This is a genomic window from Streptomyces sp. V2I9 (assembly GCF_030817475.1).
GTDB lineage: Bacteria > Actinomycetota > Actinomycetes > Streptomycetales > Streptomycetaceae > Streptomyces.
The window spans coordinates 718,351-741,808 of the sequence record NZ_JAUSZJ010000002.1 but is presented as its reverse complement, the minus strand read 5'-3'; the positions used below and the strand labels follow the sequence as shown (position 1 = coordinate 741,808).

Below are 23,458 nucleotides of genomic sequence, written 5' to 3'. Positions count from 1 at the left end.
TCACCCCCTGCGGAGCACCTTTCACGTGAACGACCAGCCGCGTCGCCGTCCCGCCAAGCCCCACCGCCGTCCCCGGAAGGACCCGGTCCGCTTCCTCGCCTTCGAGGCGCTGCGGGCCGTCGACGAGCGCGACGCGTACGCCAACCTGGTGCTGCCCCCGCTGCTGAAGAAGGCCCGCGCCAAGGGTGACTTCGACAGCCGGGACGCGGCGCTCGCGACCGAGCTGGTCTACGGCACGCTGCGCCGCCAGGGCACGTACGACGCGATCGTGGCGGCCTGCATCGACCGGCCGCTGCGCGAGGTGGACCCGCCGGTCCTCGACGTCCTGAACCTGGGCGTCCACCAGCTGCTCGGCACCCGCATCCCCACCCACGCGGCCGTCTCCGCCAGTGTGGAACTGGCGCGGGTGGTGCTGGGGGAGGGGCGTGCGAAGTTCGTCAACGCGGTGCTGCGCAAGGTCAGCGCGCACGACCTCGACGGCTGGGTGGAGAAGGTCGCCCCGCCGTACGACGAGGACGCCGAGGACCACCTCGCCGTCGTCCACTCCCACCCCCGCTGGATCGTCTCCGCGCTCTGGGACGCGCTGGGCGGCGGCCGGGCGGGTATCGAGGACCTCCTCGAAGCCGACAACGAGCGCCCCGAGGTGACCCTGGTCGCCCGCCCCGGCCGCTCCACCACCGACGAGCTGGTCGAGGCCCTGGGCGAGGACAACTCCCTGCCGGGCCGCTGGTCCCCGTACGCCGTGCGGATGGCCGAGGGCGGCGAGCCCGGCGCGCTGGCGGCCGTCCAGGAGAGCCGGGCGGGCGTCCAGGACGAGGGCAGCCAGCTCGTCGCCGCGGCGCTGGCCGCCGCCCCGGTCGAGGGCCGCGACACCCGCTGGCTGGACGGCTGCGCGGGCCCCGGAGGCAAGGCCGCGCTCCTCGCGGCGCTGGCCGCCGAACGCGGCGCGACCCTGCTCGCCGCCGAGAAGCAGCCGCACCGTGCCCGGCTGGTCGAACGGGCGCTCGCCGGCAACCCCGGTCCGTACCAGGTGATCACGGCGGACGGCACCCGCCCGCCGTGGCTGCCCGGCTCCTTCGACCGCATCCTGATGGACGTGCCCTGCTCGGGCCTCGGCGCGCTGCGGCGGCGGCCCGAGTCGCGCTGGCGGCGTCGCATCGAGGACCTGGAGGCCTTCGCGCCGCTCCAACGCGGCCTGCTGCGCGAGGCGTTGAAGGCCGTACGGGTGGGCGGCGTGGTCGGTTACGCCACCTGCTCGCCGCATCTCGCGGAGACCCGCGTCGTCGTCGAGGACGTCCTCGCGGGGCGGGGCGGGGAGCCGGTGGAGGCGGAGTGGATCGACGCCCGTCCGCTGCTGCCCGGAGTGCCCGCGGCGGGAGAGGGCCCGGACGTCCAGCTCTGGCCGCATCTGCACGGCACGGACGCGATGTATCTGGCTCTGCTGCGCCGGACCGGCTGAATATCGCCGCGTCAGTCTCTCCGTCCGCAGGGCAAAGGAACGGTAAAGCGCTGGCAAAATGCCCAGAATGTGCGGACTGTGAGGGCCGCGTGAGGCTTCGGAGCCCATCGAGGCGGGGAACCGGCGCGGAACGTGGCAGGCTTGGGTCATGGCGCAGATCAACCCCAGCATCCTGTCCGCCGATTTCGCGCGTCTCGCCGAGGAGGCGAAGGCCGTCGAAGGCGCGGACTGGCTCCATGTCGATGTCATGGACAACCACTTCGTGCCCAACCTGACCCTCGGGGTGCCGATCGTCGAGGCGCTCAGCAGGGCCACGGACACCCCGCTGGACTGCCACCTCATGATCGAGGACGCGGACCGCTGGGCCCCGCAGTACGTGGAGGCAGGAGCCGGTTCCGTCACCTTCCACGCGGAGGCCGCCGCCGCGCCGGTGCGCCTCGCGCGCGAGATCCGGGCGAAGGGGGCGCGCGCCTCGATGGCGCTCAAGCCCGCGACGCCGATCGAGCCGTACGAGGACCTGCTCCCCGAGCTGGACATGCTGCTGATCATGACGGTCGAGCCGGGCTTCGGGGGCCAGGCGTTCCTCGACATCATGCTGCCGAAGATCCGCCGCACCCGAGAGCTGATCGACAAGCACGGACTCGAACTGTGGCTCCAGGTCGACGGCGGGGTCTCGGCCTCCACCATCGAGCGGTGCGCCGAGGCCGGCGCCGACGTCTTCGTGGCCGGATCGGCGGTCTACGGGGCGGCGGACCCGGCGGCGGCGGTACGGGAGCTGCGTGCGCGGGCGGACGCGGTCACGGCCGTCTCCCCCCGGGCGTGCGACCACTGAACCAAGGGCAGATGAACGCGGTCCGACAGGGCCGATCAAGGGTCGCCGGATCTGACAGGATGAACGGCGTATCGGGCGTGTGAACAGCAGTGAGGAGATCGCGGTGTCTGGCATCTCGGCGGGTCGGTCAGCCATGCGGATGGGACCCGCGGAGCTGGTGCAGGCGGCGGCCATGGCCCGCCGGTTCTACCTGGAGGGCAAGTCCAAGATCCAGATCGCCGAGGAGTTCGGCGTGAGCCGCTTCAAGGTGGCGCGGGTGCTGGAGACCGCCCTCGAACGCGATCTCGTACGGATCGAGATCCGGGTCCCGGCCGAGCTGGACGCCGAACGCTCCGACGCCCTGCGCGCCCGCTACGGGCTGCGGCACGCGGTGGTCGTCGAGTCCCCGGCCGACGAGCAGGACGACGCCGCCGACCCGGAGAACCTGGGCGAGGTCGCGGCCGACCTCCTCGGCGAGCTGGTGGCCGAGGGCGATGTGCTCGGCCTGGCCTGGGGCCGCTCCACCATCCACATGGCGGCCGCGCTGGACCGGCTCCCGCCGTGCACGGTGGTCCAGTTGACCGGTGTGTACGACGCGGGGACCGCCGAACGCGGCTCGGTCGAGGCGGTCCGCAGGGCGGCCCAGGTCTCCGGCGGCGAGGCCCACCCCATCTACGCCCCGATGCTGCTGCCGGACCCCGCGACGGCCGCCGCGCTGCGCGACCAGACGGGGATCGCCCGCGCCTTCGAGTACTTCGACAAGGTGACGGTCGCCGCCGTCTCCATCGGCTCCTGGGAGCCGGGCATCTCCACGGTCCACGACATGCTCTCCGACGCCGAGCGCGCCCACTACGCCTCGCTCGGCGTGGCCGCCGAGATGTCCGCGCACCTCTTCGACGCCGACGGCCGCCGGGTCGGCCGCGATCTGGGGGAGCGCTGCATCACCGTGGAGGCGGACCGGCTGCGCCGGATCCCCGAGGTGGTCGCGATCGCGGGCGGCCAGCGGAAGGCGGCGGCGATCGGCGCGGTGCTGCGCTCCGGCCTGGTCACCAGCCTGGTGACGGACACGGCCGCAGCCGATTTCCTGCTCACCGAGTCCGCCGCGGGCGTCCGCCCGGCGCTGGAACGGGCCGACCCCGACGGGGAGTGACGCCGAGAACGTGCTGAGGGCCGTGCACCCCGCGGGGTGCACGGCCCTCAGCACGTCGTCCCTCAGCCTGCCGGCGGGGCGGGGGCCGTGCACCGGCTGGGGGCGGCCTCTCTGCGCGCGGGCGGGACGCCCAGCACGGTCTCCTCCAGATACTCCTCGGGCTCCTCGTACTGGCCCACGTCGGCGGGGTTGTAGCGGGGCGTCTGGCGCGACCAGTCCAGGTTGCCCCGCATCCAGCTCCGCATGCCGTCGAGGTAGGGCACCAGCATCCCGGACAGCTCCGGGTACAGCTCCAGCAGTTCTTCCTCGGCGGTCAGGAACCGCTCGGTCTCCATCGCCAGGCGCTCCGCGACGTGGTCCAGCGCCTGCTGCTCCCCGAAGCCGCGGTGGTGGCGGACCAGGTGGACCAGGTTGTGGATCTCGCCGAGCACCTGCTCCTTCTCGAAGGAGTAGACGTCGTTCGCCCAGCACACGTGGTTGCAGGCGGCTTCCAGGGCGGTGATGAAGCGGGGGTCGTTGTGGATCGACTCCGGGGCCTCGATCTCCGCCACGATCTCTATGAGGTCCATGCAGACGTGGATGGCCCCGGTGTGCCGGCGTTTGGCGATGTATGTCTCCTCCGAGGGCACCACGTCCTCGGCCCGGTTGCCCGCCTCCCAGGTGGTGGCGGTCGTGAGGTAGGAGACCAGGTGCCAGGCGAACCGGGTCCGCCAGTGCGGGGCGGCGTTCGGCGTCGTACGTTTCCACAGATCTGCCAGGGCGGTCACGGCGGCCGGAACCTCTTCGCCCGGCAGCGGCGCGGGGGCCGAGCCGTCGACCACCGCGCGCATCCGGTCGACGACGTCCCTCACCCGTTCGGGCGACCGGCCGAGGTGGCCGTCGTCGAGCTGGTCGTCGACGAGAAAGAGCCAGACGAACCAGTCGGCCACCAGATCGAGGCGTTCCGCGTCGGCGGTCGGGTAGACCATGCCGACGAACGCCCCGAAATCGGCTTGTTCGAACCGGTGCCTCGCGGACTCGCGGTGGACCAGGCCGGTCTGTCTGGTCCAGGCGTCCAGATGCTCCCGTGCGTGTGCCACGTGCGGGTTGGTCCGCTGCGGGAACGGGCAGTAGATGTCCGGCAGTTCGCTGTCCACAGGCGGATCGGGATCCTCTCCGGTCAAACGGTGTGCCCGGGGGTGTCGACGAGTCGGCGTCGACACTTCCGGCACCCCCGAGACCTGCGGCTTTGAAGCTACCTGACCCCTTGTCACCGGGTCCAGGGATGGTGATCACGAATGCTTCGAATCCCGGTCGGGTAGGGTCCGTGGGTAAGGCAGGTTCCACTTGCCCGGAGCCCCCGGCCGCCTCTTCGGAGGATCATACGAACGCGGGGGTCCTTTGCTGTGTCTTCGTGGAAACGACCTGCACCGTTTCGTATGAAAAAATGAGTGTTATGCGTTTTCTTGAGCCGGGCACCGGTCGCTACACAGAGTCCCCCGCGGTCCCGTACGACCTCACGTACGACGACGTCTTCATGGTTCCGGGCCGCTCCGCGGTCGGCTCCCGGCAGGGCGTGGACCTCGCGTCGCCCGACGGAACCGGCACCACCATCCCCCTCGTGGTCGCCAACATGACCGCGATCGCGGGCCGCCGGATGGCCGAAACCGTCGCCCGTCGCGGCGGCCTCGTCGTCATCCCCCAGGACATCCCGATGGAGGTCGTCACCGACGTCATCTCCTGGGTCAAGACGCGCCACCTCGTCCTCGACACCCCGATCGAGCTGGCCCCCGGACAGACCGTCGCCGACGCCCTGTCGCTGCTGCCCAAGCGCGCGCACGGCGCGGGCGTCGTCGTCGACGCCGACCGGCGCCCCGTGGGCGTCGTCACCGACCACGACCTCACCGGCGTCGACCGCTTCACCCAGCTCTCCGAGGTCATGTCCAAGGACCTGGTGGTGCTCGACGCGGACATCGACCCCCGCGACGCCTTCAACAAGCTCGACGGCGCCAACCGCAAGCTCGCCCCCGCGGTCGACGCGCAGGGACGCCTCGTCGGCATCCTCACCCGCAAGGCCGCCCTGCGCGCCACCCTCTACACCCCCGCCACCGACGCCGAGGGCAAGCTGCGCGTCGCCGCCGCCGTCGGCATCAACGGCGATGTGGCCGGCAAGGCCCGGCAGCTCCTGGACGCGGGCGCCGACGTCCTCGTCGTGGACACCGCCCACGGCCACCAGGAATCCATGATCAGCGCCGTGAAGGCCGTCCGCGCGCTCGACCCGCGGGTGCCGATCGTCGCGGGCAACATCGTCGCCGCCGAGGGTGTGCGCGACCTCATCGAGGCGGGCGCGGACATCATCAAGGTCGGCGTGGGGCCCGGCGCCATGTGCACCACCCGGATGATGACCGGCGTCGGCCGCCCGCAGTTCTCCGCCGTCCTGGAGTGCGCCGCCGAGGCGAAGAAGCACGGCAAGCACGTCTGGGCGGACGGCGGCGTCCGGCACCCGCGCGACGTGGCCATGGCGCTCGCCGCCGGCGCGTCCAACGTGATGATCGGCTCCTGGTTCGCGGGCACCTACGAGTCGCCCGGAGACCTCCAGCAGTCCGCGGACGGCCGCTACTACAAGGAGTCCTTCGGGATGGCCTCGGCCCGCGCCGTCAAGAACCGCACCTCGGAGGAGTCCGCGTACGACCGCGCCCGCAAGGCGCTGTTCGAGGAGGGCATCTCCACCTCGCGGATGTTCCTCGACCCGACGCGGCCGGGGGTCGAGGACCTGATCGACTCGATCATCGCCGGAGTCCGCTCCTCCTGCACCTACGCCGGCGCGGGCTCCCTCGCGGAGTTCGCCGAGAAGGCGGTCGTCGGTGTGCAGAGCGCCGCCGGGTACGCCGAGGGCAAGCCGCTGCACGCCAGCTGGAGCTGACTCCGCACGGCCCCGGCCGACCCGCCCCCGCCGGTACTTCGCGCCGGTGGGGGCGCGGCCGTTTCCGGGCGCTGTTTCCGGGAACCGGAGGTGGCTGGGGAGGCGCTACAACTCTGTTGGGTTATAAGTAATATGAAGCGCACTCAGCTACCCGCCTCTCTGCGGTAAGGGATCTCATGTCCTTCTTCACTGACCTGGCCCACCAGTACATCGACGGCGAGTGGAGGCCGGGGAAGGGGTCCTGGGACATCATCGACTTCAACCCGTTCGACGGGGAGAAGCTCGCCTCGATTCCGGTCGCCACCGCGGGCGAGGTCGACCAGGCGTACCGCGCCGCCGAGCGGGCCCAGCAGGCGTGGGCGGACACCAACCCGTACAGCAGGCGGGCCGTCCTGGAGAAGGCGCTGCGCATCGTCGAGGAGCGCGAGCCGGAGATCGGCGAGGCGATCGTCACCGAGCTCGGCGGCACCCGGCTGAAGGCCGCCTTCGAACTGCACCTGGCCAAGGAGTTCCTCCGCGAGGCGATCCAGCTGGCCCTGCGCCCGGCCGGGCAGATCCTCCCCTCCCCGACCGAGGGCAAGGAGAACCGCGTCTACCGGGTCCCCGTCGGGGTCGTCGGCGTGATCAGCCCGTTCAACTTCCCCTTCCTGCTCTCCCTCAAGTCCGTCGCGCCCGCGCTGGCCCTCGGCAACGCCGTCGTCCTCAAGCCGCACCAGAACACCCCGATCTGCGGCGGCACCCTGCTGGCCAAGGTCTTCGAGGACGCAGGTCTGCCCGCCGGCCTGCTGAACGTCGTGATCACCGACATCGCGGAGATCGGCGACACCCTGCTGGAGCACCCCGTGCCGCAGGTCATCTCCTTCACCGGCTCGGACAAGGTCGGCCGCCACGTCGCCACCGTCTGCGCCACCAACCTCAAGCGGGCCGTCCTCGAACTCGGCGGCAACAGCGCCCTGATCGTGCTCGACGACGCGGACGTGGACTACGCCGTCGACGCCGCCGTCTTCAGCCGCTACATCCACCAGGGCCAGGTCTGCATGGCCGCCAACCGCATCCTGGTGGACCGCGCCGTCGAGGCGGAGTTCACCGAGAAGTTCGTCGCCAAGGTCGCCTCGCTCACCGTGGGCGACCCCGCCGACCCGGCGACCCAGATCGGCCCGCTGATCAACTCCTCGCAGGCCGAGTCCGTCTCCAAGCTCGTCGACCAGACCGTGGCGGCCGGTGCCACCGCCCTCCTGCACGGCCGCGCCGACGGCAACCTGGTCAGCCCCTCGGTGCTCACCGGCCTCGCCCCCGACTCGCCCGTCCTCCAGCAGGAGATCTTCGGACCCGTCGCCCTGCTGATCCCCTTCGACGGCGAGGACGAGGCCGTCCGCATCGCCAACGACACCCCGTACGGGCTCAGCGGCGCCGTCCACACCGGCAACATCGAGCGCGGCGTGCGGATCGGGCAGCGCATCCACACCGGCATGATCCACATCAACGACGGCACCGTCCACGACGAGCCGATCGTCCCCTTCGGCGGCGAGAAGAGCTCCGGCCTCGGCCGGCTGAACGGCGACTCGATGATCGAGGCGTTCACCACCCAGAAGTGGATCTCCATCCAGCACGGACGCTCGCAGTTCCCCTTCTGACCCCGCCCGACCCGTTCACCGCACTGCGCCGGGCACGCCCGCGACCGGCGGCTCGTGGTCTACTGCGGGAGGCGGCACACGCCGCCTCCCGCAGCCCCGGCCCACCGCAGAGAAGTGAACCGCCCGACGTGCGCCTGAACGACCTCGACGAACGCATCGTCCACGCCCTCGCCGAAGACGCCCGGCGCTCCTACGCCGACATCGGCGCCGTCGTCGGCCTCTCCGCCCCCGCCGTGAAACGCCGCGTCGACCGGCTGCGCGCCGAGGGCGCCATCACCGGCTTCACCGTGCGGGTCGATCCGGCCGCGCTCGGGTGGGAGACCGAGGGGTTCATCGAGATCTACTGCAGCCGCAACACCTCCCCGGACGCCATCAAGCAGGGCCTCGCCCGCTACCCGGAGATCGCCTCCGCCTCCACCGTCACCGGCGAGGCGGACGCCGTGGTGCAGGTCTTCGCCGCCGACATGCGCCACTTCGAACAGGTCCTGGAACGGATCGCGGGGGAACCGTACGTCGAGCGCACCAAGTCCGTCCTGGTGCTCTCCCCCCTGCTGCGCCGGTATTCGGCGGAGGCCCCACCGGTCTGAGGCAGTGGCTCACATCACCCCGCTGACCTGCGGTGATGCCTGACGCAACGATTCACCGCCGGGCGCGCTCCCCGCGCAACGAATCGACGGTCGATGCGCAACACTCGCGCCTTGTCGGGGCCGATCGGGGCCACGTACCTTCGATACGTCTCCCCACTCCGCCCGCACCGCCCGAGGTCAGCCATGCCGTCGTTGCGCACCGCCCTGCTCCAGAGCTCCGGCCGGCCCGGCGTCGTCCCCGAGAACCTGAGGACGCTGGATGCCGCCGCCGCGCGCGCCGCCGCCGCGGGGGCCCGGCTGCTGGTCTCGCCCGAGCTGTTCCTCACCGGATACGCCATCGGCGACGCCGTCCCCGAGCTGGCCGAGTCCGCCGACGGACCCGGCGCCGAGGCCGTCGCGGAGATCGCCCGCCGCCACGGGCTCGCCGTGCTGTACGGATACCCGGAGCGCGACGGGGAGCGGATCTTCAACGCCTCCCAGCTCATCGGCCCCGACGGCGCGCGGCTCGCGAACTACCGCAAGACCCACCTCTTCGGCTGCTTCGAGCAGAAGTGGTTCACCCCCGGCGAGCGAACCGTCGTCCAGGCCGACCTGGACGGCGTCCGGATCGGCCTGTTGATCTGCTACGACGTCGAGTTCCCGGAGAACGTCCGGGCGCACGCCCTGGCCGGCACCGATCTGCTGCTGGTGCCCACCGCGCAGATGCACCCCTTCCAGTTCGTCGCCGAATCCGTCGTCCCCGTACGGGCCTTCGAGAGCCAGCTGTACGTGGCGTACGTCAACCGGGTCGGCCCCGAAGGGGAGTTCGAGTTCGTCGGGCTCAGCTGTCTGGCGGGCCCCGACGGCACCGTGCGCACCCGCGCCGGACGCGGCGAGGAACTCGTGATCGGCGAGGTGGACCCGGAGTTCCTGGCCGCCTCGCGGGAGGCCAACCCCTATCTGCACGACCGCCGCCCCGGTCTGTACGGCTCCCTCGCCTGAGCCCGCCCCGCCTTCACCCCGTACCGCGCAAGGAGTCCGTACCCCATGACGTCCACGGTGCCCAACGCCGTCCAGCACAACGACGCCGCCGCCCCGCCGATCACCATGTTCGGGCCGGACTTCCCGTACGCGTACGACGACTTCCTCGACCACCCGGCGGGGATCGGGCAGATACCGGCGACCGAGCACGGCCAGGAGGTCGCCGTCATCGGCGGCGGCCTGTCGGGGATCATCGCCGCGTACGAGCTGATGAAGATGGGGCTGAAGCCCGTCGTCTACGAGGCCGATCAGATCGGCGGGCGGCTGCGCACGGTCGGCTTCGACGGCTGCGACCCCGGCCTGACCGCCGAGATGGGCGCGATGCGCTTCCCGCCCTCCTCCACGGCGCTCCAGCACTACATCGACCTGGTGGGCCTGGAGACCCGGCCCTTCCCCAACCCGCTCTCCCCGGCCACGCCCTCCACCGTGGTGGACCTCAAGGGTGAGTCGCACTACGCCGAGACCATCGACGACCTGCCGCAGGTCTACCGCGACGTGGCCGAGGCGTGGGCCGCCTGCCTGGAGGAGGGCGCCGACTTCTCCGACATGAACCGGGCGCTGCGCGAGCGCGACGTCCCGCGCATCCGGGAGATCTGGTCGCAGCTCGTCGAACGGCTCGACAACCAGACCTTCTACGGGTTCCTCTGCGAATCCGAGGCCTTCAAGTCCTTCCGCCACCGCGAGATCTTCGGCCAGGTCGGCTTCGGCACCGGAGGCTGGGACACCGACTTCCCCAACTCCATCCTGGAGATCCTGCGCGTCGTCTACACCGAGGCCGACGACCACCACCGCGGCATCGTCGGCGGCAGCCAGCAGCTCCCGCTGCGCCTGTGGGACCGCGAGCCGCAGAAGATCGTCCACTGGCCGCTCGGCACCTCGCTCTCCTCGCTGCACGGGGGAGAGCCGCGAGGCGCCGTGACCCGGCTGTCCCGTACCGCCGGCAACCGCATCACGGTGACCGACGCCACCGGCGACATCCGCACCTTCCGGGCCGCCGTCTTCACCGGACAGTCCTGGCTGCTGCTCTCCAAGATCGACTGCGATGACGCGCTGTTCCCGATCGACCACTGGACGGCGATGGAGCGCACCCACTACATGGAGTCGTCGAAGCTGTTCGTCCCGGTCGACCGGCCCTTCTGGCTGGACAAGGCCGTCGACGGCCAGGGCAACGCCACCGGCCGCGACGCCATGTCCATGACGCTCACCGACCGCATGACCCGCGGGACGTACCTCCTGGACGACGGGCCGGACAGGCCCGCCGTCATCTGCCTCTCCTACACCTGGTGCGACGACAGCCTGAAGTGGCTGCCGCTCTCGCCGCGGGAGCGCATGGAGGTCATGCTCAAGTCGCTCGGGGAGATCTACCCGAACGTCGACATCCGCAGCCACATCATCGGCAACCCGGTCACCGTCTCCTGGGAGAACGAGCCCTGGTTCATGGGCGCGTTCAAAGCCAACCTGCCCGGCCACTACCGCTACCAGCGGCGGCTGTTCACCCACTTCATGCAGGACCGGCTGCCGGAGGACAAGCGGGGCATCTTCCTCGCCGGGGACGACATCTCCTGGACGGCCGGCTGGGCCGAGGGCGCCGTGCAGACCGCGCTGAACGCGGTGTGGGGCGTCATGCACCAGTTCGGCGGGGCGACGGACGCGACCAATCCGGGCCCCGGCGACGTCTTCGACGAGATCGCGCCGGTCGAGCTCCCGGAGGACTGAGCCCGAGGACGGGGACCGGCACGGGCGTCAGCGGCAGGGGGTGAGCAGAAGCCGCCCCACCAGGCCCGCGCCCGCGTCGGTCCGCTGCCTGAACTCCTCGGCCAGCGAAGGGAAGTCCCGCAGCCGCCAGAGCGTCCGGGCCGCCGACCAGGCGGCCTCGCGGGCCCGCTCCAGACTCCACGAACTCACCAGGTGGGTCAGCGGGTCCGCGATGCCCAGGGCGTCGGGGCCCGGCATCAGGTCGTCGTGGACGCGCTCCTCCAGCAGCGCGAGGAGATCGCCCACCCGCTCGAACTCCCCTTCCAGGTCCGGCGGATCGCAGCCGAGCGTACGACAGGTGTCCACCACCGCCAGCACCAGGTCGTGGCCCACGTGCGCCTGAAGACCGCTCAGCGCGAACTGCGGCGGGCGCACGCCGGGATGGCGGCGGTACGGAAGCAGCGGACGCCAGCACCGCGGCGGCCGTCCGCCCGCAGCCGCCGTCTCCACCGCCGACAGATAGCGCTCCGCGCAGCGCACGCCCAGCAGGGCGGCGGCTTCCCGGTCGTCGAAACCGGCTCCGCCGAGGTCCGGGGCCACCCGCTCGACGGCGTCCAGATAGACCGCGTTGAAGACGGCCACCCCGCCCCCGGCCGACCACCGGGAACGCCACTCCCGCATACGTTCGATCACCGGGAAGCCGCCCGGAGGCGGGTCGCCGGCCCCGGCCGGGACCGCGGACTGCTCGATCTGCGTCATGCGCGGAGCGTCCCAGCCAGGGGCCCGCCACGGCGCCGGCCGGCCCGAGATTCATCGGAACGGACGAACCACGGCCCCGGAAGGGGGCCGGGGGGTGACGGGCAGCCCCCGAGGATCCGGACCGGGGAGCCCCGGATCGACGCATACCTGTGGGTGAAGCGGCCGGGGAACCGGACGGCTGTTCCGGCGTGCTGGGCTCCTCCGCCCCGGAGTACGCCCCCGCCCTCGCCACCGGCCGGCCCTCGTGCCGGTCCGGGCCGACTTCCTCAAAACTTCCGGGCGCGGGCTCTTCGGAGCGGCCCCGGCGACGGGCACGCGAGGAGGTGGCCACTGTGCGCGCCGACCGGGGACGGCCGACTGCCGACGGGCCACCCGGCCTCTCCGGTCGGTAGCGAACGGGATGACGGGGTACCAGTTGCTGCGGACGGCGAATTCCGCCCTCCTCCCCTAGGACAAGGGCGTCAGATGGGCCTCTCGCTGCCCGCGGACCACGCGTTCGCGGCACCCGTGACCCGAGGCACCGACCCGGCAGGACCCCGCGGCTTCGGCGACACCCCCGAGGAGGCACAGGCCGTCGACCACGATGTGGCGGGCGGTGTCCACCGGATGGCCGAAGCCGTTCTGGCGGAGCGGGTCGCCGAAGCCGCCCAGCACGATCCCGTGTTCGCCGAAGAGGTGGCGCACCGGGTCGCCGACTTCACCCCGCGCGGGGGCAAGCGGATGCGGCCCCGTCTCCTCTGGTGGGCCATGCGCGCCTGCGGTGCGGCCGCCACCACACCCGCGCTGCGGCTCGGCGTGGGCCTGGAGCTGATCCAGACCTGCGCTCTCATCCAGGACGACGTCATGGACCGGTCGCGTACGCGGCGGGGCAGGCCCGCCGTCCACCTCGCCCTGGCCCAGCGCCCGGGACTCCCGCCCGACTCGGGACCGGGCGAGGCGTTCGGCGCCTCGGCCGCCGTGCTCGCGGGGGACCAGGCCCTGGTCCGGGCCGACGACACGGTCACCGAGACGGCCCTGCCGCCCGCCCGGCGGAGGCGGGTCGCGGCCGTGTGGCGGGCCATGCGCGGCGAGATGATCGCCGGGCAGTACCGGGACCTGCGCGATCAGGCCGTCGGCACCGCCTCGGCGGCGAGCGCGCTGCGCACCTCCTGCCTGAAAGCGCCCTGTACTCGGTGGAGCGGCCCATGGCCCTGGGGGCCGCCCTGGCCGGGGCGGACGAGCGGACCACCGACGGGCTGCCCTCGGCCGGCCGGTACGCGGGAACGGCCTTCCAGCTCCGGGACGACCTGCTCGGGGTCTTCGGCGACCCGGTGGCCACCGGGAAACCGTCCGGGGACGACATCCGCGAAGGCAAGTCCACCTATCTGCTGGCGGTCGCCCGCAGCCGCGCCGACGCCGCCGGCGACCACCGCGCCCTGGCCGTCCTGGACCGCGCCGTGGGCGACCCGGGCCCCGGCGACGAAGGTCTCGCGGAGGCCCGCGCCGTCCTGGAGGCGACCGGCGCCCGCGCCCATGTCGAGAACAGGGCGCGGCTCCTGGGGAGCGGGCCGCGCGCCACCTGGCCCGCGCCGTCGACGTCGAGGCGCACGCGGGGGACCGGCTGATGGGACTGCTGCGCACGGTCGCGGAGAACCGTCCGCCCGTCCCCGGCACGCCGCACACCCCGTACCGGGGAGCCGCGAAGCCCGCAGCCCCGGCCATGGTCGAAGGAGGCCGTTTCCCGTGATCACGATCGAGGGCCGGACCGACCACGTGGTGGTGGTCGGCGCGGGGCTGTCCGGACTGTCCGCCGCGCTCCACCTGCTCGGCGCGGGCCGCAGGGTGACCGTCGTCGAACGGGACGCGCTGCCCGGCGGACGGGCCGGACTGCTGGCGCGGGACGGCTTCCGCATCGACACCGGCCCGACCGTGCTGACCATGCCGGACCTGGTGGAGGACGCCTTCGCCGCCGTCGGCGCACGGATGGCCGACCGACTGGAGCTGATCCGGCTGGACCCCGCCTACCGGGCCAGGTTCGCGGACGGGTCGCAGCTCGACGTGCACACCGACGGAGCGGCCATGGAGGCAGCCGTCGAACAGTTCGCCGGAGCCCGCCAGGCGGTCGGCTACCGGCGGCTGCGGAGCTGGCTGGAGCGGCTCTACCGGGTGCAGATGCGCCGCTTCATCGACGCCAACTTCGACTCGCCCCTCCAGCTTCTCCACCCCGACCTCGCCCGCCTCGCCGCCCTCGGCGGATTCGGCCGGCTCGACGCCCGGATCGGCCGCTTCGTCTCCGACGAGCGGCTGCGCCGGGTCTTCTCCTTCCAGGCGCTCTACGCGGGCGTCCCCCCGGCCAGAGCCCTGGCCGCGTACGCCGTGATCGCCTACATGGACACGGTCGCCGGGGTCTACTTCCCGCGCGGCGGCATGCACGCCCTGCCCACCGCGATGGCCCGCGCCGCCGCCGAGGCGGGTGCCGACTTCCGCTACGGACGGACGGTGACCCGGCTGGAGCGTGCGGGCGACCGGGTCACCGCGGTCGTCACCGACCAGGAGCGCATCCCGTGCGACGCGGTCGTCCTGACACCCGATCTGCCGGTCGCCTACGGCCTCCTCGGCCACGCGCCGCGCAGGCCCCTGCCACTGAGGCACTCGCCCTCCGCGGTGATCCTGCACGCGGGCACGGACCGTACCTGGCCGGATCTCGCGCACCACACCATCTCGTTCGGGGCCGCCTGGAAGAGCACCTTCCATCAGCTCACCCGGACCGGCGAGCTGATGTCGGACCCCTCGCTGCTGATCACCCGGCCCACGGCCACCGACCCCTCCCTCGCCCCGCCGGGCAAACACCTCCACTACGTCCTGGCGCCCTGCCCGAACACCACGATCGGGCCCGGCGTCAGGGAGTGGCGGGAGCTCGGACCCCGCTACCGGGACGAGCTGCTCGCCTGGCTGGAGCGGCGCGAGATGCCCGGTCTGGGCGCGGCGATCGAGCAGGAGGGGCTGGTCACACCGGTCGACTGGGCCGCTCAGGGACACGCGGCCGGCACCCCGTTCGCCGTGGCCCACACCTTCCCCCAGACCGGTCCCTTCCGTCCGCGGAACCTGGTGCGGGGCACCGCCAACGCCGTCCTCGCCGGGTGCGGCACCACCCCGGGTGTCGGCGTGCCGACCGTGCTGCTCTCCGGGAAGCTGGCGGCGCAGAGGATCACCGGCCCACCCGCCGCTCCATCCCGACGCACGAGAGGCTCCGCCGTATGACCGCCCGTGAGCTGGACGCCGCAGGCATCCACGAGCCCGGCCTCCGCGCCGCCTACACCCGCTGCCGTGACCTCAACGCCCGGCACGGCAGGACGTACTTCCTCGCGACGCGGCTGCTGCCCGTCGACCGGCGGGCGGCCGTCCACGCCCTGTACGGCTTCGCCCGCTTCGCCGACGACATCGTGGACGACCTCGAATCCACCGCCACCACCGGGCAGCGGGCCGCCGCCCTGGTGGCGCTGGAGGAGCAGCTGGAGAGCGGGCTGCGGAGCGGGCGGGCCACCGACCCGGTCATCCGGGCGCTCGCCGACACGGCCGGGCGCCACGGCATCGACCACCGGCACTTCACCGACTTCCTGGCCTCGATGCGCGCCGATCTGACCGTCACCGGATACGCCTCGTTCGCGGACCTGGACGGCTACATGCACGGATCGGCCGCCGTGATCGGCCTGCAGATGCTGCCGGTGCTCGGGACCGTCGTCCGGCACGAGGAGGCCGCCGCCCCCGCGGCGGCGCTGGGCGTCGCCTTCCAGCTGACCAACTTCCTGCGGGACGTCGGCGAGGACCTGGACCGCGGCAGGGTCTACCTCCCGGCCGACCTGCTCCACGCCCACGGCGTGGACCGGGAACTCCTGGAGTGGAGCCGCCGTACCGGGGCCGGGGACCCCGCGATCACCGCCGTGCTGCGGGCGTTCGCCGCCCACACCCGGACGGTCTACCGGCAGGCTCTGCCCGGACTCGGGATGCTGGACCCGGTGTCCCGGCCCTGCATCCGTACGGCGTTCGTGCTCTACAGCGGCATCCTCGACGCGATCGAGGCCGGCGAGTACGCGGTCCTGCACCGACGCGCGGTCGTCCCGCGCCGGCGCCGGGCGGCCGTGGCGCTGGACGGGCTGGTGCGCGCGCTCGCCGCCCGCGCGTGGGCGGACCGCCGGACGGAGACCGTGGCCGCGCCGTGTCCCGCCGCCCCGGCCCGCACCGCCGTCATGCCCGTACCGGGGGAGGCTGCATGAGCCCGTCCGCACGCCGCCGTATCCCGCTGCGGCTGCGCCGCGCACCCGTGCCGTGGGACCGGCAGGAACCGACCTGGCGGGCGGCGAAGCCCTCCCTCATCGCCCGGGCCCTCGAACGTGCCCGAAGCCGTCCCTCCGGGAACTGGTACGTCATCGGCGCCTCGCGCGACCTTCCGCCGGGTCGGACGCTCGGCCTCACCGTCGCCACCACCGAGATCGTCGCCTGGCGCGACAGCGACGGCAGGCTGCGCGCGGGCCCGGGCGCCTGCCCCCACCTCGGGGCGCCGCTGCGGGAGAGCCCCGTGCGCTGCGGCACGCTCGTCTGCCACTGGCACGGGCTCGCCCTGGACGGCGGGCCGTTCGCCGGATGGGAGCCCTACCCCGCCTTCGACGACGGGGTGCTGCTCTGGGTGCGGCTGGACCGCACGGGCGGCGAGCCCCCCACCGAGCGGCCCCGCATCCCGGCACGGCCGCGCCTGCGGGAAGGCGTCGACGCGGTCTGCACCGGGGTGGGGCGGTGCGAGCCGGAGGACGTGGTCGCCAACCGGCTCGACCCGTGGCACGGCGCCTGGTTCCACCCGTACTCCTTCGTCGACCTGGTCGTCATCGACGCCCCGGACGACGGTGCCGCGGACGACGACGGGTTCCTGGTGGAGGTGTCCTTCAAGGTGGCCGGGCGGCTGGTCGTGCCCGTCGTGGCCAGGTTCACCGCGCCCGAGCCCCGTACCGTCGTCATGCACATCATCGAGGGCGAGGGGGCGGGGTCCGTGGTCGAGACCCACGCCACCCCGCTGGCCCCGGACGAGCGGGGGCGGCCCCGCACCGCCGTCGTCGAGGCGCTCGTCGCTGCCTCGGACCGCCGCGGGTTCGCGGTCGCCCGCGCCGCCGCGCCGCTGCTCCGGCCGCTGATGCGGGCATCGGCCGGCCGGCTGTGGCGTGACGACCTGGCGTACGCGGAACGGCGCTGGGAGCTGCGGGCCGCGGGGCGGTTCCCCGGCTGACGCCCGGGCGGGGGCGCGGACTCCGGGGCCGGGTGTCAGCCGCCGTGCGCGGCGAGCCACCGCAGCGGAAGGGACCGTCCGCTGCGCGGCACGGTCCACAGGGTCTGCCCGCGCACCCCCCACCGCTCCAGGTGCGCGTTGGCCGCCAGGAACCCGCTGGTGACCGCGCGCTCCATGAGCGCCACCGGCAGCCCGGTGCGGACCATGTCGCCGGCCACCGTGACCGCCGGGTCGGGGCTGCGCACCGCGGGCCGGTCCCCGTAGCCGCCGACGGGGAACATCGGGCAGTCCGCCCGCCACTCGTGGCGCTCGTCGACGATCCGGGCTCCCTGTGTCTCCGGGTAGATCCGGTGCAGTTGGCGCCGGGCCTCCGCCTGCACGGCGGCCCGGTCGGCGTCCGGGGAGACGGCGTACGCGTGGAGTTCGAGCACCGAACCGCCCGTGCGCCGCGCCCACCGTGCGGCCTCGCCCTCCCAGCGTTCCAGGACGCTCACGTTGTCCAGCGGCCCGTACCCGCTGGTGCCGAGGAAACCGGGGCGGTCGTGCGCCACCGGCCTGTCCAGCCACAGCCGCGAGACCAGGAACGGCGGGGCGGAGCGCAACCGGTCGACCGCGCCCCGCCAGGGGGCGTCGCCGAGTCCGGGGGACGCCTGTACGAGCCGCCGGAGTCCGGCGCCGTCCAGGGCGAGGACCAGGGCGTCGTAGCGGGAGGCGCCCTCGTGTGCGTCGACGTCGAGGCCGCCGTCGGGCAGCGACCGGACCCGGTGGACGGGCGTGCCGGTGCGCACCTCGACACCGTGGCCCTCCAGGTAGCCGGCGAGGGGGTCCCACAGGGCCGTGGGGAAGGGCTCGGCCGGGACGTCGAAGAGCAGTCCCTCGCTGGAGCCCAGGAAGTAGATGTGGAACATCAGGACCAGCTCGGCGGCGGACAGTTCGCGCGGGTCCGCGAAGAAGCTGCGGGAGAAGACCTCGAAGGCCAGGTGATGGGCGGCCTCGGGGAAGCGGATGCGGGCCAGGAAGTCGTGGGCGCTGACCCCGTCGAGCTGTTCGTAGACGTCGGGCACCCGCACGTCCAGCAGCGGCAGGGCGGCCCGGGGGTTCATCCCGGCCAGATCGCGGACGCCGAAGGTCGGGCTCAGCGCGACGAATCCGAGGGCGCTCAGCGGAGGGGTGCGCGGGATACGGGCGAAGCTGTCGTGGAGCCCGGAGCTGTGCCTGAGCGGATAGTCGGGCAGAGCGGTGAGCGTGTCGAGGTCCGGGTCGACCCGGCGCAGCAGGCCGCGCAGGTTGTAGTACTGGCGGAAGAAGGCGTGGAAACCACGGCTCATGGTGACGGTCGTACCGTCGGCGAGCCGGGTCGGCCAGCCTGCCAGCCTTCCGCCAAGGCTCTGCTCGCCCTCGTAGAGGGTCACCCGTACGCCCCGCTCGGCCAGCCCGGTGGCGGCCGCGATCCCGGCGAGGCCGCCGCCGACGACCGCGGCGGCGGGGGCCTCGCCGGCGAACCGGGCGCGGCCGCGCGGGGCGTGGAGTACCGCGGCCCGCCGGTCCCTGCCGTGTCGGTGGGCTCCGCCGTGCCTCTTCGACGGCATCACGTCTCCTTCCCTGTGCGGCCGACGAAGGTGTGCGTGATGCCGGTCTGCCAGCCGGGGAGCGGCAGGGCCCGTACGTCCCGGAACCCGGCCCGGCGCAGTCGCCCGGCGAACTCGGGGGCCGTGTCGAAGGTGTTCACGCTGTCCTGGAGGTGCCGGTAGAGGCGGGCGTCCCCGGTGAGCCGTCCGGCGGGCCGGATGACCGCGGAGCAGACGGCGTTCCAGACGGCGCGGTGCACCGGCGAGCCGCCGAGCGTGTACTCGTGCACCGCCAGTCGGCCGGACGGGACCAGCAGGCGGTGCGTCAGGCGCAGAGCGGCGTCGGGGTCCCGGAGGTTGCGGAAGAGGTAGCCGGCGAACACGGCGTCGAAGGAGCCCGGAACCAGCCGCCCAGCCAGCTCCTCCACCGGGGCGTGCACGAAGTCCACCCGGGTCAGCCGGGGTTTGGCCGCCGCCCGCTCCAGCATGCCCGCGGAGGCGTCGACGCCGGTGATCCGGGCGAGCGGAGCGGCGCAGAGCAGCGCCTCGGTGGAGGCGCCCGTACCGCATCCCAGGTCCAGGACGCGCAGCCCCGCGCCGCCGTCCGGCAGGTCGAGCCGCCGTGCGGAGCGGCGCAGATGCGCGTGGTAGCCGGGGCTGGCCGCGACGAGACGGTCGTAGGCGGCGGAGCCCTGGTCGAAGGCTTCGGACAGTGCGGCACCGCGCAACAGGCTCATGAACGGCTTTCTTCCGGTCCGGAGGGTGGGGGAGGCAGAGGAAGGGCGGGACGGCGGGGCGTGAAGGGGAGTTCCGCGACGGTCCGCAGCATGGGGGCGACCGGCGTCCGGACCCCGATGAGCAGGTCCTCGTACCACCGGGAGCCGCCGTCCAGGAAGGTCAGCAGCCGCTCGGCGGGCACGCCGCGGAAGAGGCGGCCGAAGAAGTCCGATCCGTCGATCCGGCCGGTGTCCAGCGCCCGCAGCATGACCGCGTCCATCGCGCGCGACCGGCGGCTGTGGGCGGCCGGCACCCGGAGGGGGCGCCCGGCCCGCAGGGCGGCGGCGATGGCGCGGCTCTGCCGCTGCACGGCGGCGAACGTGTAACCGGTCGAGGGGCGGGTCGCGCCGCCGGCGGTGCCGATGCGGTACACCGACCGCCCCGCGCGGCGCGGGAAGCGGCCGTCGGTCATCGGGATCGCGCCGTGCTCGCGCGCCGTCACCTCGAACGGGCCCAGACGCAGGACCTCCCGCGTGTAGTGGTCCAGGGCCTGCCGGTAGGCGTCGGCGTCCAGCGGCGCGGGGGAGAACTCCGTGTACTCGACGAGCGCCGTGCGCGCGTCGATCGGCAGGACGTAGCCGAACGAGAGCCCCCGCGCGGGCCGCGGCGTGCGGAAATCCATCAGGTCCGGCACGGCCGGATCGAACACGGGCCGTTCGGTGCGGACGAACCAACCGGAGAAGTGCTGGAGGAGGGTGGTGCGGGCGGGCGGCAGCAGCCGGGGCGGCCGGGAGTCGAAGACGTGCCGCCCGCGGAGCCGGACGCGTTCGCCCGCCGCGTCCCGGCCGAGGACCTCGGCCCCGCCGCCGGGCAGGTCGCGCACGGACTCGACCGTCGCCGTCGTCCGGCGCAGCCCGCGGGAGCCGGCGAGCCGGCGGCCGACGAGGGTCTCGAAGTCGTCGGAGCGCAGCATCTTGTAGCGCAGCTCCGGCAGGCGGGCCGTCACGGCGCTCCCGTCTGCCGTGCGGACCCGCAGCCGGGACCAGGAGGCGGTCAGCGACCCGTCGTACGGGCCCGCGCCCCGTTCCCAGAAGCACCAGGTGCGACGGGGCGGGCTCAGCGGGCCCGGCGGCGCACCGACGAGGGCGATGGACAGCGGCGTACGGCCGCCCGGCGCGCACAGGTGGTGGGCCAGGCTCAGCCCCGCCGCCCCGGCACCGACGATGACGACATCGAAGTCGGGTACGTCGGTCGGCACGGCTCCCTCTCGGTCGGGCATCAGGTGGGGGCGCTCCACCACTGGCAGGACCGTACCCCCGGACGGCCCGCACACTCCGGACCATCGCCCCTTCGGGGCGTGACGGCGCGAGCCGGTCCGCAGCGCGCCCGCGGAAGAGAGGGATGGTCGAGGTGTGCCCATCTGCCGGATGGGTACCCGAATGTCCGCCCGGACGTCCTGCGGCCCGTCCCCCCACCGCACGGGCCCCGTCCCGGCGCTCCGCACGGAAGGAACCCATGAGCACCTACCGAGTCGTCAACCCCGCCACCGGCGAGACCGAGAAGGAGTACCCCACCGCCACCGACGGGGAACTGCGTGAGGCTCTCGCCCTGGCCGACGGGACCCAGCGTGCCTGGGCCGCCCGGCCGCCCGCGGAACGAGCCGGCGTACTGCGACGGGTCGCGGAGCTCTACGAGGAGCGCAAGGACCGGCTCGCCGCCGTCATCACCCGCGAGATGGGCAAGCCGGTCAAACAGGCACTCGGGGAGCTGGCCACCGTCGTGGCCGCCAACCACAAGCTGGTCAGGCTGGTGCGCTGACGCCCCGTGCGGTGGGTCGGCGGCGGCCCGGGGGGCTGGATGCCCCCCCCCGGGCCGTCGTCGCGCTCCCGCCGACCCCGCGTCGCCCGGCCGGTCAGGCGCGGCAGAGGCAGAAGGGGTGCCCGGCGGGGTCGGCGAAGGCGCGGAAGCCGGCATGGGCGTCCTCGTCCACGTCCAGCTCGCGCGCGCCGAGTTCCAGCACCTTGGCGTGGGCGGCGTCCATGTCGGTGACGGTCAGGTCCAGGTGGAGCTGCTGGGAGTTGCGGTCGGCCCGCGGCCACTCCGGGGGCGTGAGGTCCTCGGCCCGCTGGAAGGCGAGCCGGGAGCCGTCGTCCAGGTGCAGGTCCACCCAGTCGTCGTCCTCGCCGCCCTCGATGCGGCCGCCGAGCACGGCAGCGTAGAACTCGGCGAGCCGCAGCGGCCGCGGGCAGTCGATCGCGGTGAGCTGGAGCGTGGCGAAACCCATGGGTCCTCCTCGGTTGCGTGAGGGGCGGGTACCTCGCGCGGCCGGTGGTCAAACGCGACGCCGCTCAGCGGGGCCGCCCCGGCCGTGAGGACGCGCGCCCCCGGCCGGCCCGCGGTCAGGACTTCCCGGGCTTTTCGTCCCGGCCGCCCGCGCTCTTGCCTCCCGCGTGCCCGTCGCCGTCCGTGCCCTCGTCGTACGTGGAGGTGCCGGAGTCCAGCAGGGGTTCGTGGGTCTTGAGGTGGGCCGGGGCGAACGCGCGCAGCACGTGGTAACCGGTGATCACGACGAGGGTGCCGAGCGCGATGCCGCCCAGCTCGAAGGTGTCGGTGATCTTCAGGCTGACGCCGCCGACACCGATGATGATGCCCGCGGCGGCCGGGACGAGGTTGAGCGGATTACGCAGGTCCACCCGGCCGTTGAGCCAGATCTGCGCGCCGAGCAGGCCGATCATCCCGTACAGGATCACGGTGATCCCGCCGAGCACCCCGCCCGGAATCGCGGCGACGACCGCGCCGAACTTGGGGCACAGGCCGAAGAGCAGGGCGAAGCAGGCCGCCGCCCAGTACGCGGCGGTGGAGTAGACGCGCGTCGCGGCCATCACGCCGATGTTCTCGGAGTACGTGGTGTTCGGCGGCCCGCCCACCGCGGTGGAGAGCATGGAGGCCGCGCCGTCCGCCGCGATGGCGGTGCCGAGCTTGTCGTCCAGCGGGTCGCCGGTCATCTCACCCACGGCCTTCACATGCCCGGCGTTCTCCGCGACCAGCGCGATCACCACGGGCAGCGCCACCAGGATCGCCGACCACTCGAAGGCGGGCGCGTGGAAGGACGGCAGCCCGATCCAGTCGGCCCGGCCGACGGCCGAGAGGTCCAGCCGCCAGTGGTCGACGGCCTCGGCCCCGCCCACCGGGGAATGGATCTTCCCGAACACCAGGTCCAGCACCCACGACAGCACGTACCCGAAGACCAGCCCCAGGAAGATCGCGATCCGGGAGAGGAAACCGCGCAGGCACACCACGGCGAGGCCGGTGAACAGCATCACCGCCAGCGCCGTCCACTGGTCCTGCGGCCAGTACGTGGAGGCCGTCACCGGGGCCAGGTTGAAGCCGATCAGCATCACGACCGCGCCCGTCACCACCGGCGGCATCGCCGCGTGGATGATCCGCGCGCCGAACCGCTGCACGGCGAGACCCACCAGGAACAGGGCCGCGCCGACCACCAGCACCGCGCCCGTGACGGTCGCGCTGTCACCGCCGCTCGCCCGGATCGTGGCCGCGACACCGACGAAGGAGAGCGAGCAGCCCAGATAGCTGGGCACCCGGCCCTTGGTCGCCAGCAGGAAGATCGCGGTCGCCACGCCCGACATCATGATCGCCAGGTTCGGGTCCAGGCCCATCAGGACCGGAGCGACGAACGACGCCCCGAACATCGCGACCACGTGCTGGGCGCCGAGTCCGAACGTCCGGGGCCAGGAGAGCCGTTCGTCGGGGCGGACCACCGCCCCGGGCGCGGGGGTCTTCCCGTCGCCGTGCAAGGTCCAGCGCACGCCGAGGCTCATGGTTGCTCCCTGAAGGTCTGCTCGGTGTGCCGGCCGGTCTGCGACCCGGTGTTCGGTGATCAC

At 73.3% G+C, this 23,458-nt stretch carries 20 protein-coding genes and 1 pseudogene; 13 read left to right on the top strand and 8 right to left on the bottom strand.

Features of this window, described 5'->3' with window-relative positions; all coding sequences use genetic code 11:
* Nucleotides 1–25 precede the first annotated feature (25 nt).
* The 3 genes from QFZ71_RS03280 to QFZ71_RS03270 all read left to right on the top strand — a co-directional run bounded on the left by QFZ71_RS03280 (nucleotide 26) and on the right by QFZ71_RS03270 (nucleotide 3,420).
* On the top strand, nucleotides 26–1,459 hold the full coding sequence (locus QFZ71_RS03280; protein WP_307666736.1) for an RsmB/NOP family class I SAM-dependent RNA methyltransferase: 1,434 nt from the start codon (nucleotides 26–28) through the stop codon (nucleotides 1,457–1,459).
* Between the two features lie 148 nt (nucleotides 1,460–1,607).
* Complete coding sequence (rpe, locus tag QFZ71_RS03275; RefSeq protein ID WP_307666735.1) at nucleotides 1,608–2,291, top strand: ribulose-phosphate 3-epimerase; 684 nt, start codon at nucleotides 1,608–1,610, stop codon at nucleotides 2,289–2,291.
* 133 nt (nucleotides 2,292–2,424) lie between these two features.
* Entirely contained in the window at nucleotides 2,425–3,420 is a 996-nt protein-coding gene (locus QFZ71_RS03270) for a sugar-binding transcriptional regulator (RefSeq protein WP_307666734.1), read from the top strand.
* A 62-nt stretch (nucleotides 3,421–3,482) separates the two neighbouring features.
* Here QFZ71_RS03270 and QFZ71_RS03265 read toward each other — a convergent pair whose 3' ends face one another.
* Nucleotides 3,483–4,556, bottom strand: coding sequence for a terpene cyclase (locus tag QFZ71_RS03265; protein ID WP_307666733.1), 1,074 nt, complete (start codon nucleotides 4,554–4,556; stop codon nucleotides 3,483–3,485).
* A gap of 299 nt (nucleotides 4,557–4,855) precedes the next feature.
* On the opposite strand from QFZ71_RS03265, the gene QFZ71_RS03260 reads away from it, so the two are divergent.
* The 5 genes from QFZ71_RS03260 (at nucleotide 4,856) to QFZ71_RS03240 (ending at nucleotide 11,279) form a co-directional block, all read left to right on the top strand.
* Entirely contained in the window at nucleotides 4,856–6,322 is a 1,467-nt protein-coding gene (locus tag QFZ71_RS03260) for a GuaB1 family IMP dehydrogenase-related protein (protein WP_307666732.1), read from the top strand.
* A 176-nt stretch (nucleotides 6,323–6,498) separates the two neighbouring features.
* Nucleotides 6,499–7,956, top strand: a complete 1,458-nt coding sequence (locus QFZ71_RS03255) for an aldehyde dehydrogenase family protein (protein ID WP_307666731.1) — start codon at nucleotides 6,499–6,501, stop codon at nucleotides 7,954–7,956.
* A 128-nt stretch (nucleotides 7,957–8,084) separates the two neighbouring features.
* The gene (locus QFZ71_RS03250; protein WP_307666730.1) at nucleotides 8,085–8,543 is read left to right on the top strand and encodes an Lrp/AsnC family transcriptional regulator; all 459 of its coding nucleotides are present in this window, start codon (nucleotides 8,085–8,087) and stop codon (nucleotides 8,541–8,543) included.
* 183 nt (nucleotides 8,544–8,726) lie between these two features.
* Nucleotides 8,727–9,524, top strand: coding sequence for a carbon-nitrogen hydrolase family protein (locus QFZ71_RS03245; RefSeq protein ID WP_307666729.1), 798 nt, complete (start codon nucleotides 8,727–8,729; stop codon nucleotides 9,522–9,524).
* A 45-nt stretch (nucleotides 9,525–9,569) separates the two neighbouring features.
* Nucleotides 9,570–11,279 (top strand): NAD(P)/FAD-dependent oxidoreductase, encoded by a 1,710-nt coding sequence (locus tag QFZ71_RS03240; protein WP_307666728.1) that lies wholly within the window; start codon nucleotides 9,570–9,572, stop codon nucleotides 11,277–11,279.
* 27 nt (nucleotides 11,280–11,306) lie between these two features.
* Here the strand turns inward: QFZ71_RS03240 and QFZ71_RS03235 are convergent, their stop codons facing one another.
* Together QFZ71_RS03235 and QFZ71_RS03230 are read right to left on the bottom strand one after the other, a co-directional pair.
* The gene (locus QFZ71_RS03235; RefSeq protein WP_307666727.1) at nucleotides 11,307–12,017 is read right to left on the bottom strand and encodes a DUF5995 family protein; all 711 of its coding nucleotides are present in this window, start codon (nucleotides 12,015–12,017) and stop codon (nucleotides 11,307–11,309) included.
* Between the two features lie 447 nt (nucleotides 12,018–12,464).
* Nucleotides 12,465–12,701 (bottom strand): hypothetical protein, encoded by a 237-nt coding sequence (locus QFZ71_RS03230; protein ID WP_307671635.1) that lies wholly within the window; start codon nucleotides 12,699–12,701, stop codon nucleotides 12,465–12,467.
* Between QFZ71_RS03230 and QFZ71_RS30405 the strand changes: the two are divergent.
* From QFZ71_RS30405 to QFZ71_RS03200, 4 genes and pseudogenes are all read left to right on the top strand, one after another.
* A pseudogene (locus tag QFZ71_RS30405) lies at nucleotides 12,624–13,743 on the top strand (polyprenyl synthetase family protein). The gene QFZ71_RS03230 and the pseudogene QFZ71_RS30405 overlap by 78 nt on opposite strands.
* Nucleotides 13,740–15,257 (top strand): phytoene desaturase, encoded by a 1,518-nt coding sequence (locus tag QFZ71_RS03210; RefSeq protein ID WP_307671328.1) that lies wholly within the window; start codon nucleotides 13,740–13,742, stop codon nucleotides 15,255–15,257. Before QFZ71_RS30405 ends, QFZ71_RS03210 begins: the two are co-directional and overlap by 4 nt.
* A complete protein-coding gene (locus tag QFZ71_RS03205; RefSeq protein ID WP_307666726.1) occupies nucleotides 15,254–16,270 on the top strand; it encodes a phytoene/squalene synthase family protein in 1,017 nt (338 codons plus the stop codon). The genes QFZ71_RS03210 and QFZ71_RS03205 overlap by 4 nt, the downstream gene beginning before the upstream one ends.
* Nucleotides 16,267–17,271 carry a DUF5914 domain-containing protein gene (locus tag QFZ71_RS03200; protein ID WP_307666725.1) on the top strand — a complete coding sequence of 335 codons (1,005 nt, stop codon included), beginning with the start codon at nucleotides 16,267–16,269 and terminating at the stop codon, nucleotides 17,269–17,271. Before QFZ71_RS03205 ends, QFZ71_RS03200 begins: the two co-directional genes overlap by 4 nt.
* A 35-nt stretch (nucleotides 17,272–17,306) precedes the next feature.
* Here QFZ71_RS03200 and QFZ71_RS03195 read toward each other — a convergent pair whose 3' ends face one another.
* The 3 genes from QFZ71_RS03195 to QFZ71_RS03185 are packed head-to-tail and all read right to left on the bottom strand — an operon-like array spanning nucleotide 17,307 to nucleotide 20,835.
* A complete protein-coding gene (locus tag QFZ71_RS03195) occupies nucleotides 17,307–18,860 on the bottom strand; it encodes an NAD(P)/FAD-dependent oxidoreductase (protein ID WP_307666724.1) in 1,554 nt (517 codons plus the stop codon).
* Nucleotides 18,860–19,576: a class I SAM-dependent methyltransferase gene (locus tag QFZ71_RS03190; RefSeq protein WP_307666723.1), complete on the bottom strand. Its 717-nt coding sequence runs from the start codon at nucleotides 19,574–19,576 to the stop codon at nucleotides 18,860–18,862. The genes QFZ71_RS03195 and QFZ71_RS03190 overlap by 1 nt, the downstream gene beginning before the upstream one ends.
* Nucleotides 19,573–20,835: a lycopene cyclase family protein gene (locus QFZ71_RS03185; protein WP_307666722.1), complete on the bottom strand. Its 1,263-nt coding sequence runs from the start codon at nucleotides 20,833–20,835 to the stop codon at nucleotides 19,573–19,575. The genes QFZ71_RS03190 and QFZ71_RS03185 overlap by 4 nt, the downstream gene beginning before the upstream one ends.
* Before the next feature lie 236 nt (nucleotides 20,836–21,071).
* On the opposite strand from QFZ71_RS03185, the gene QFZ71_RS03180 reads away from it, so the two are divergent.
* A complete protein-coding gene (locus tag QFZ71_RS03180) occupies nucleotides 21,072–21,374 on the top strand; it encodes an aldehyde dehydrogenase family protein (RefSeq protein ID WP_307666721.1) in 303 nt (100 codons plus the stop codon).
* Between the two features lie 94 nt (nucleotides 21,375–21,468).
* On the opposite strand, the gene QFZ71_RS03175 is transcribed toward QFZ71_RS03180, so the two are convergent.
* A complete protein-coding gene (locus QFZ71_RS03175; protein ID WP_307666720.1) occupies nucleotides 21,469–21,840 on the bottom strand; it encodes a VOC family protein in 372 nt (123 codons plus the stop codon).
* A 115-nt stretch (nucleotides 21,841–21,955) separates the two neighbouring features.
* Nucleotides 21,956–23,395 carry a uracil-xanthine permease family protein gene (locus tag QFZ71_RS03170; RefSeq protein WP_307666719.1) on the bottom strand — a complete coding sequence of 480 codons (1,440 nt, stop codon included), beginning with the start codon at nucleotides 23,393–23,395 and terminating at the stop codon, nucleotides 21,956–21,958.
* Nucleotides 23,396–23,458 lie beyond the last annotated feature (63 nt).

Coding starts and splice junctions, on each gene's coding strand:
- QFZ71_RS03190 (WP_307666723.1), bottom strand. CDS start 19,576: ATGAGCCTGTTGCGCGGTGCCGCACTGTCCGAAGCCTTCGACCAGGGC.
- QFZ71_RS03240 (WP_307666728.1), top strand. CDS start 9,570: ATGACGTCCACGGTGCCCAACGCCGTCCAGCACAACGACGCCGCCGCC.
- QFZ71_RS03200 (WP_307666725.1), top strand. CDS start 16,267: ATGAGCCCGTCCGCACGCCGCCGTATCCCGCTGCGGCTGCGCCGCGCA.
- QFZ71_RS03170 (WP_307666719.1), bottom strand. CDS start 23,395: ATGAGCCTCGGCGTGCGCTGGACCTTGCACGGCGACGGGAAGACCCCC.
- QFZ71_RS03235 (WP_307666727.1), bottom strand. CDS start 12,017: ATGACGCAGATCGAGCAGTCCGCGGTCCCGGCCGGGGCCGGCGACCCG.
- QFZ71_RS03180 (WP_307666721.1), top strand. CDS start 21,072: ATGAGCACCTACCGAGTCGTCAACCCCGCCACCGGCGAGACCGAGAAG.
- QFZ71_RS03260 (WP_307666732.1), top strand. CDS start 4,856: ATGCGTTTTCTTGAGCCGGGCACCGGTCGCTACACAGAGTCCCCCGCG.
- QFZ71_RS03195 (WP_307666724.1), bottom strand. CDS start 18,860: ATGCCGTCGAAGAGGCACGGCGGAGCCCACCGACACGGCAGGGACCGG.
- QFZ71_RS03245 (WP_307666729.1), top strand. CDS start 8,727: ATGCCGTCGTTGCGCACCGCCCTGCTCCAGAGCTCCGGCCGGCCCGGC.
- rpe (WP_307666735.1), top strand. CDS start 1,608: ATGGCGCAGATCAACCCCAGCATCCTGTCCGCCGATTTCGCGCGTCTC.
- QFZ71_RS03270 (WP_307666734.1), top strand. CDS start 2,425: ATGCGGATGGGACCCGCGGAGCTGGTGCAGGCGGCGGCCATGGCCCGC.
- QFZ71_RS03185 (WP_307666722.1), bottom strand. CDS start 20,835: ATGCCCGACCGAGAGGGAGCCGTGCCGACCGACGTACCCGACTTCGAT.
- QFZ71_RS03205 (WP_307666726.1), top strand. CDS start 15,254: ATGACCGCCCGTGAGCTGGACGCCGCAGGCATCCACGAGCCCGGCCTC.
- QFZ71_RS03175 (WP_307666720.1), bottom strand. CDS start 21,840: ATGGGTTTCGCCACGCTCCAGCTCACCGCGATCGACTGCCCGCGGCCG.
- QFZ71_RS03255 (WP_307666731.1), top strand. CDS start 6,499: ATGTCCTTCTTCACTGACCTGGCCCACCAGTACATCGACGGCGAGTGG.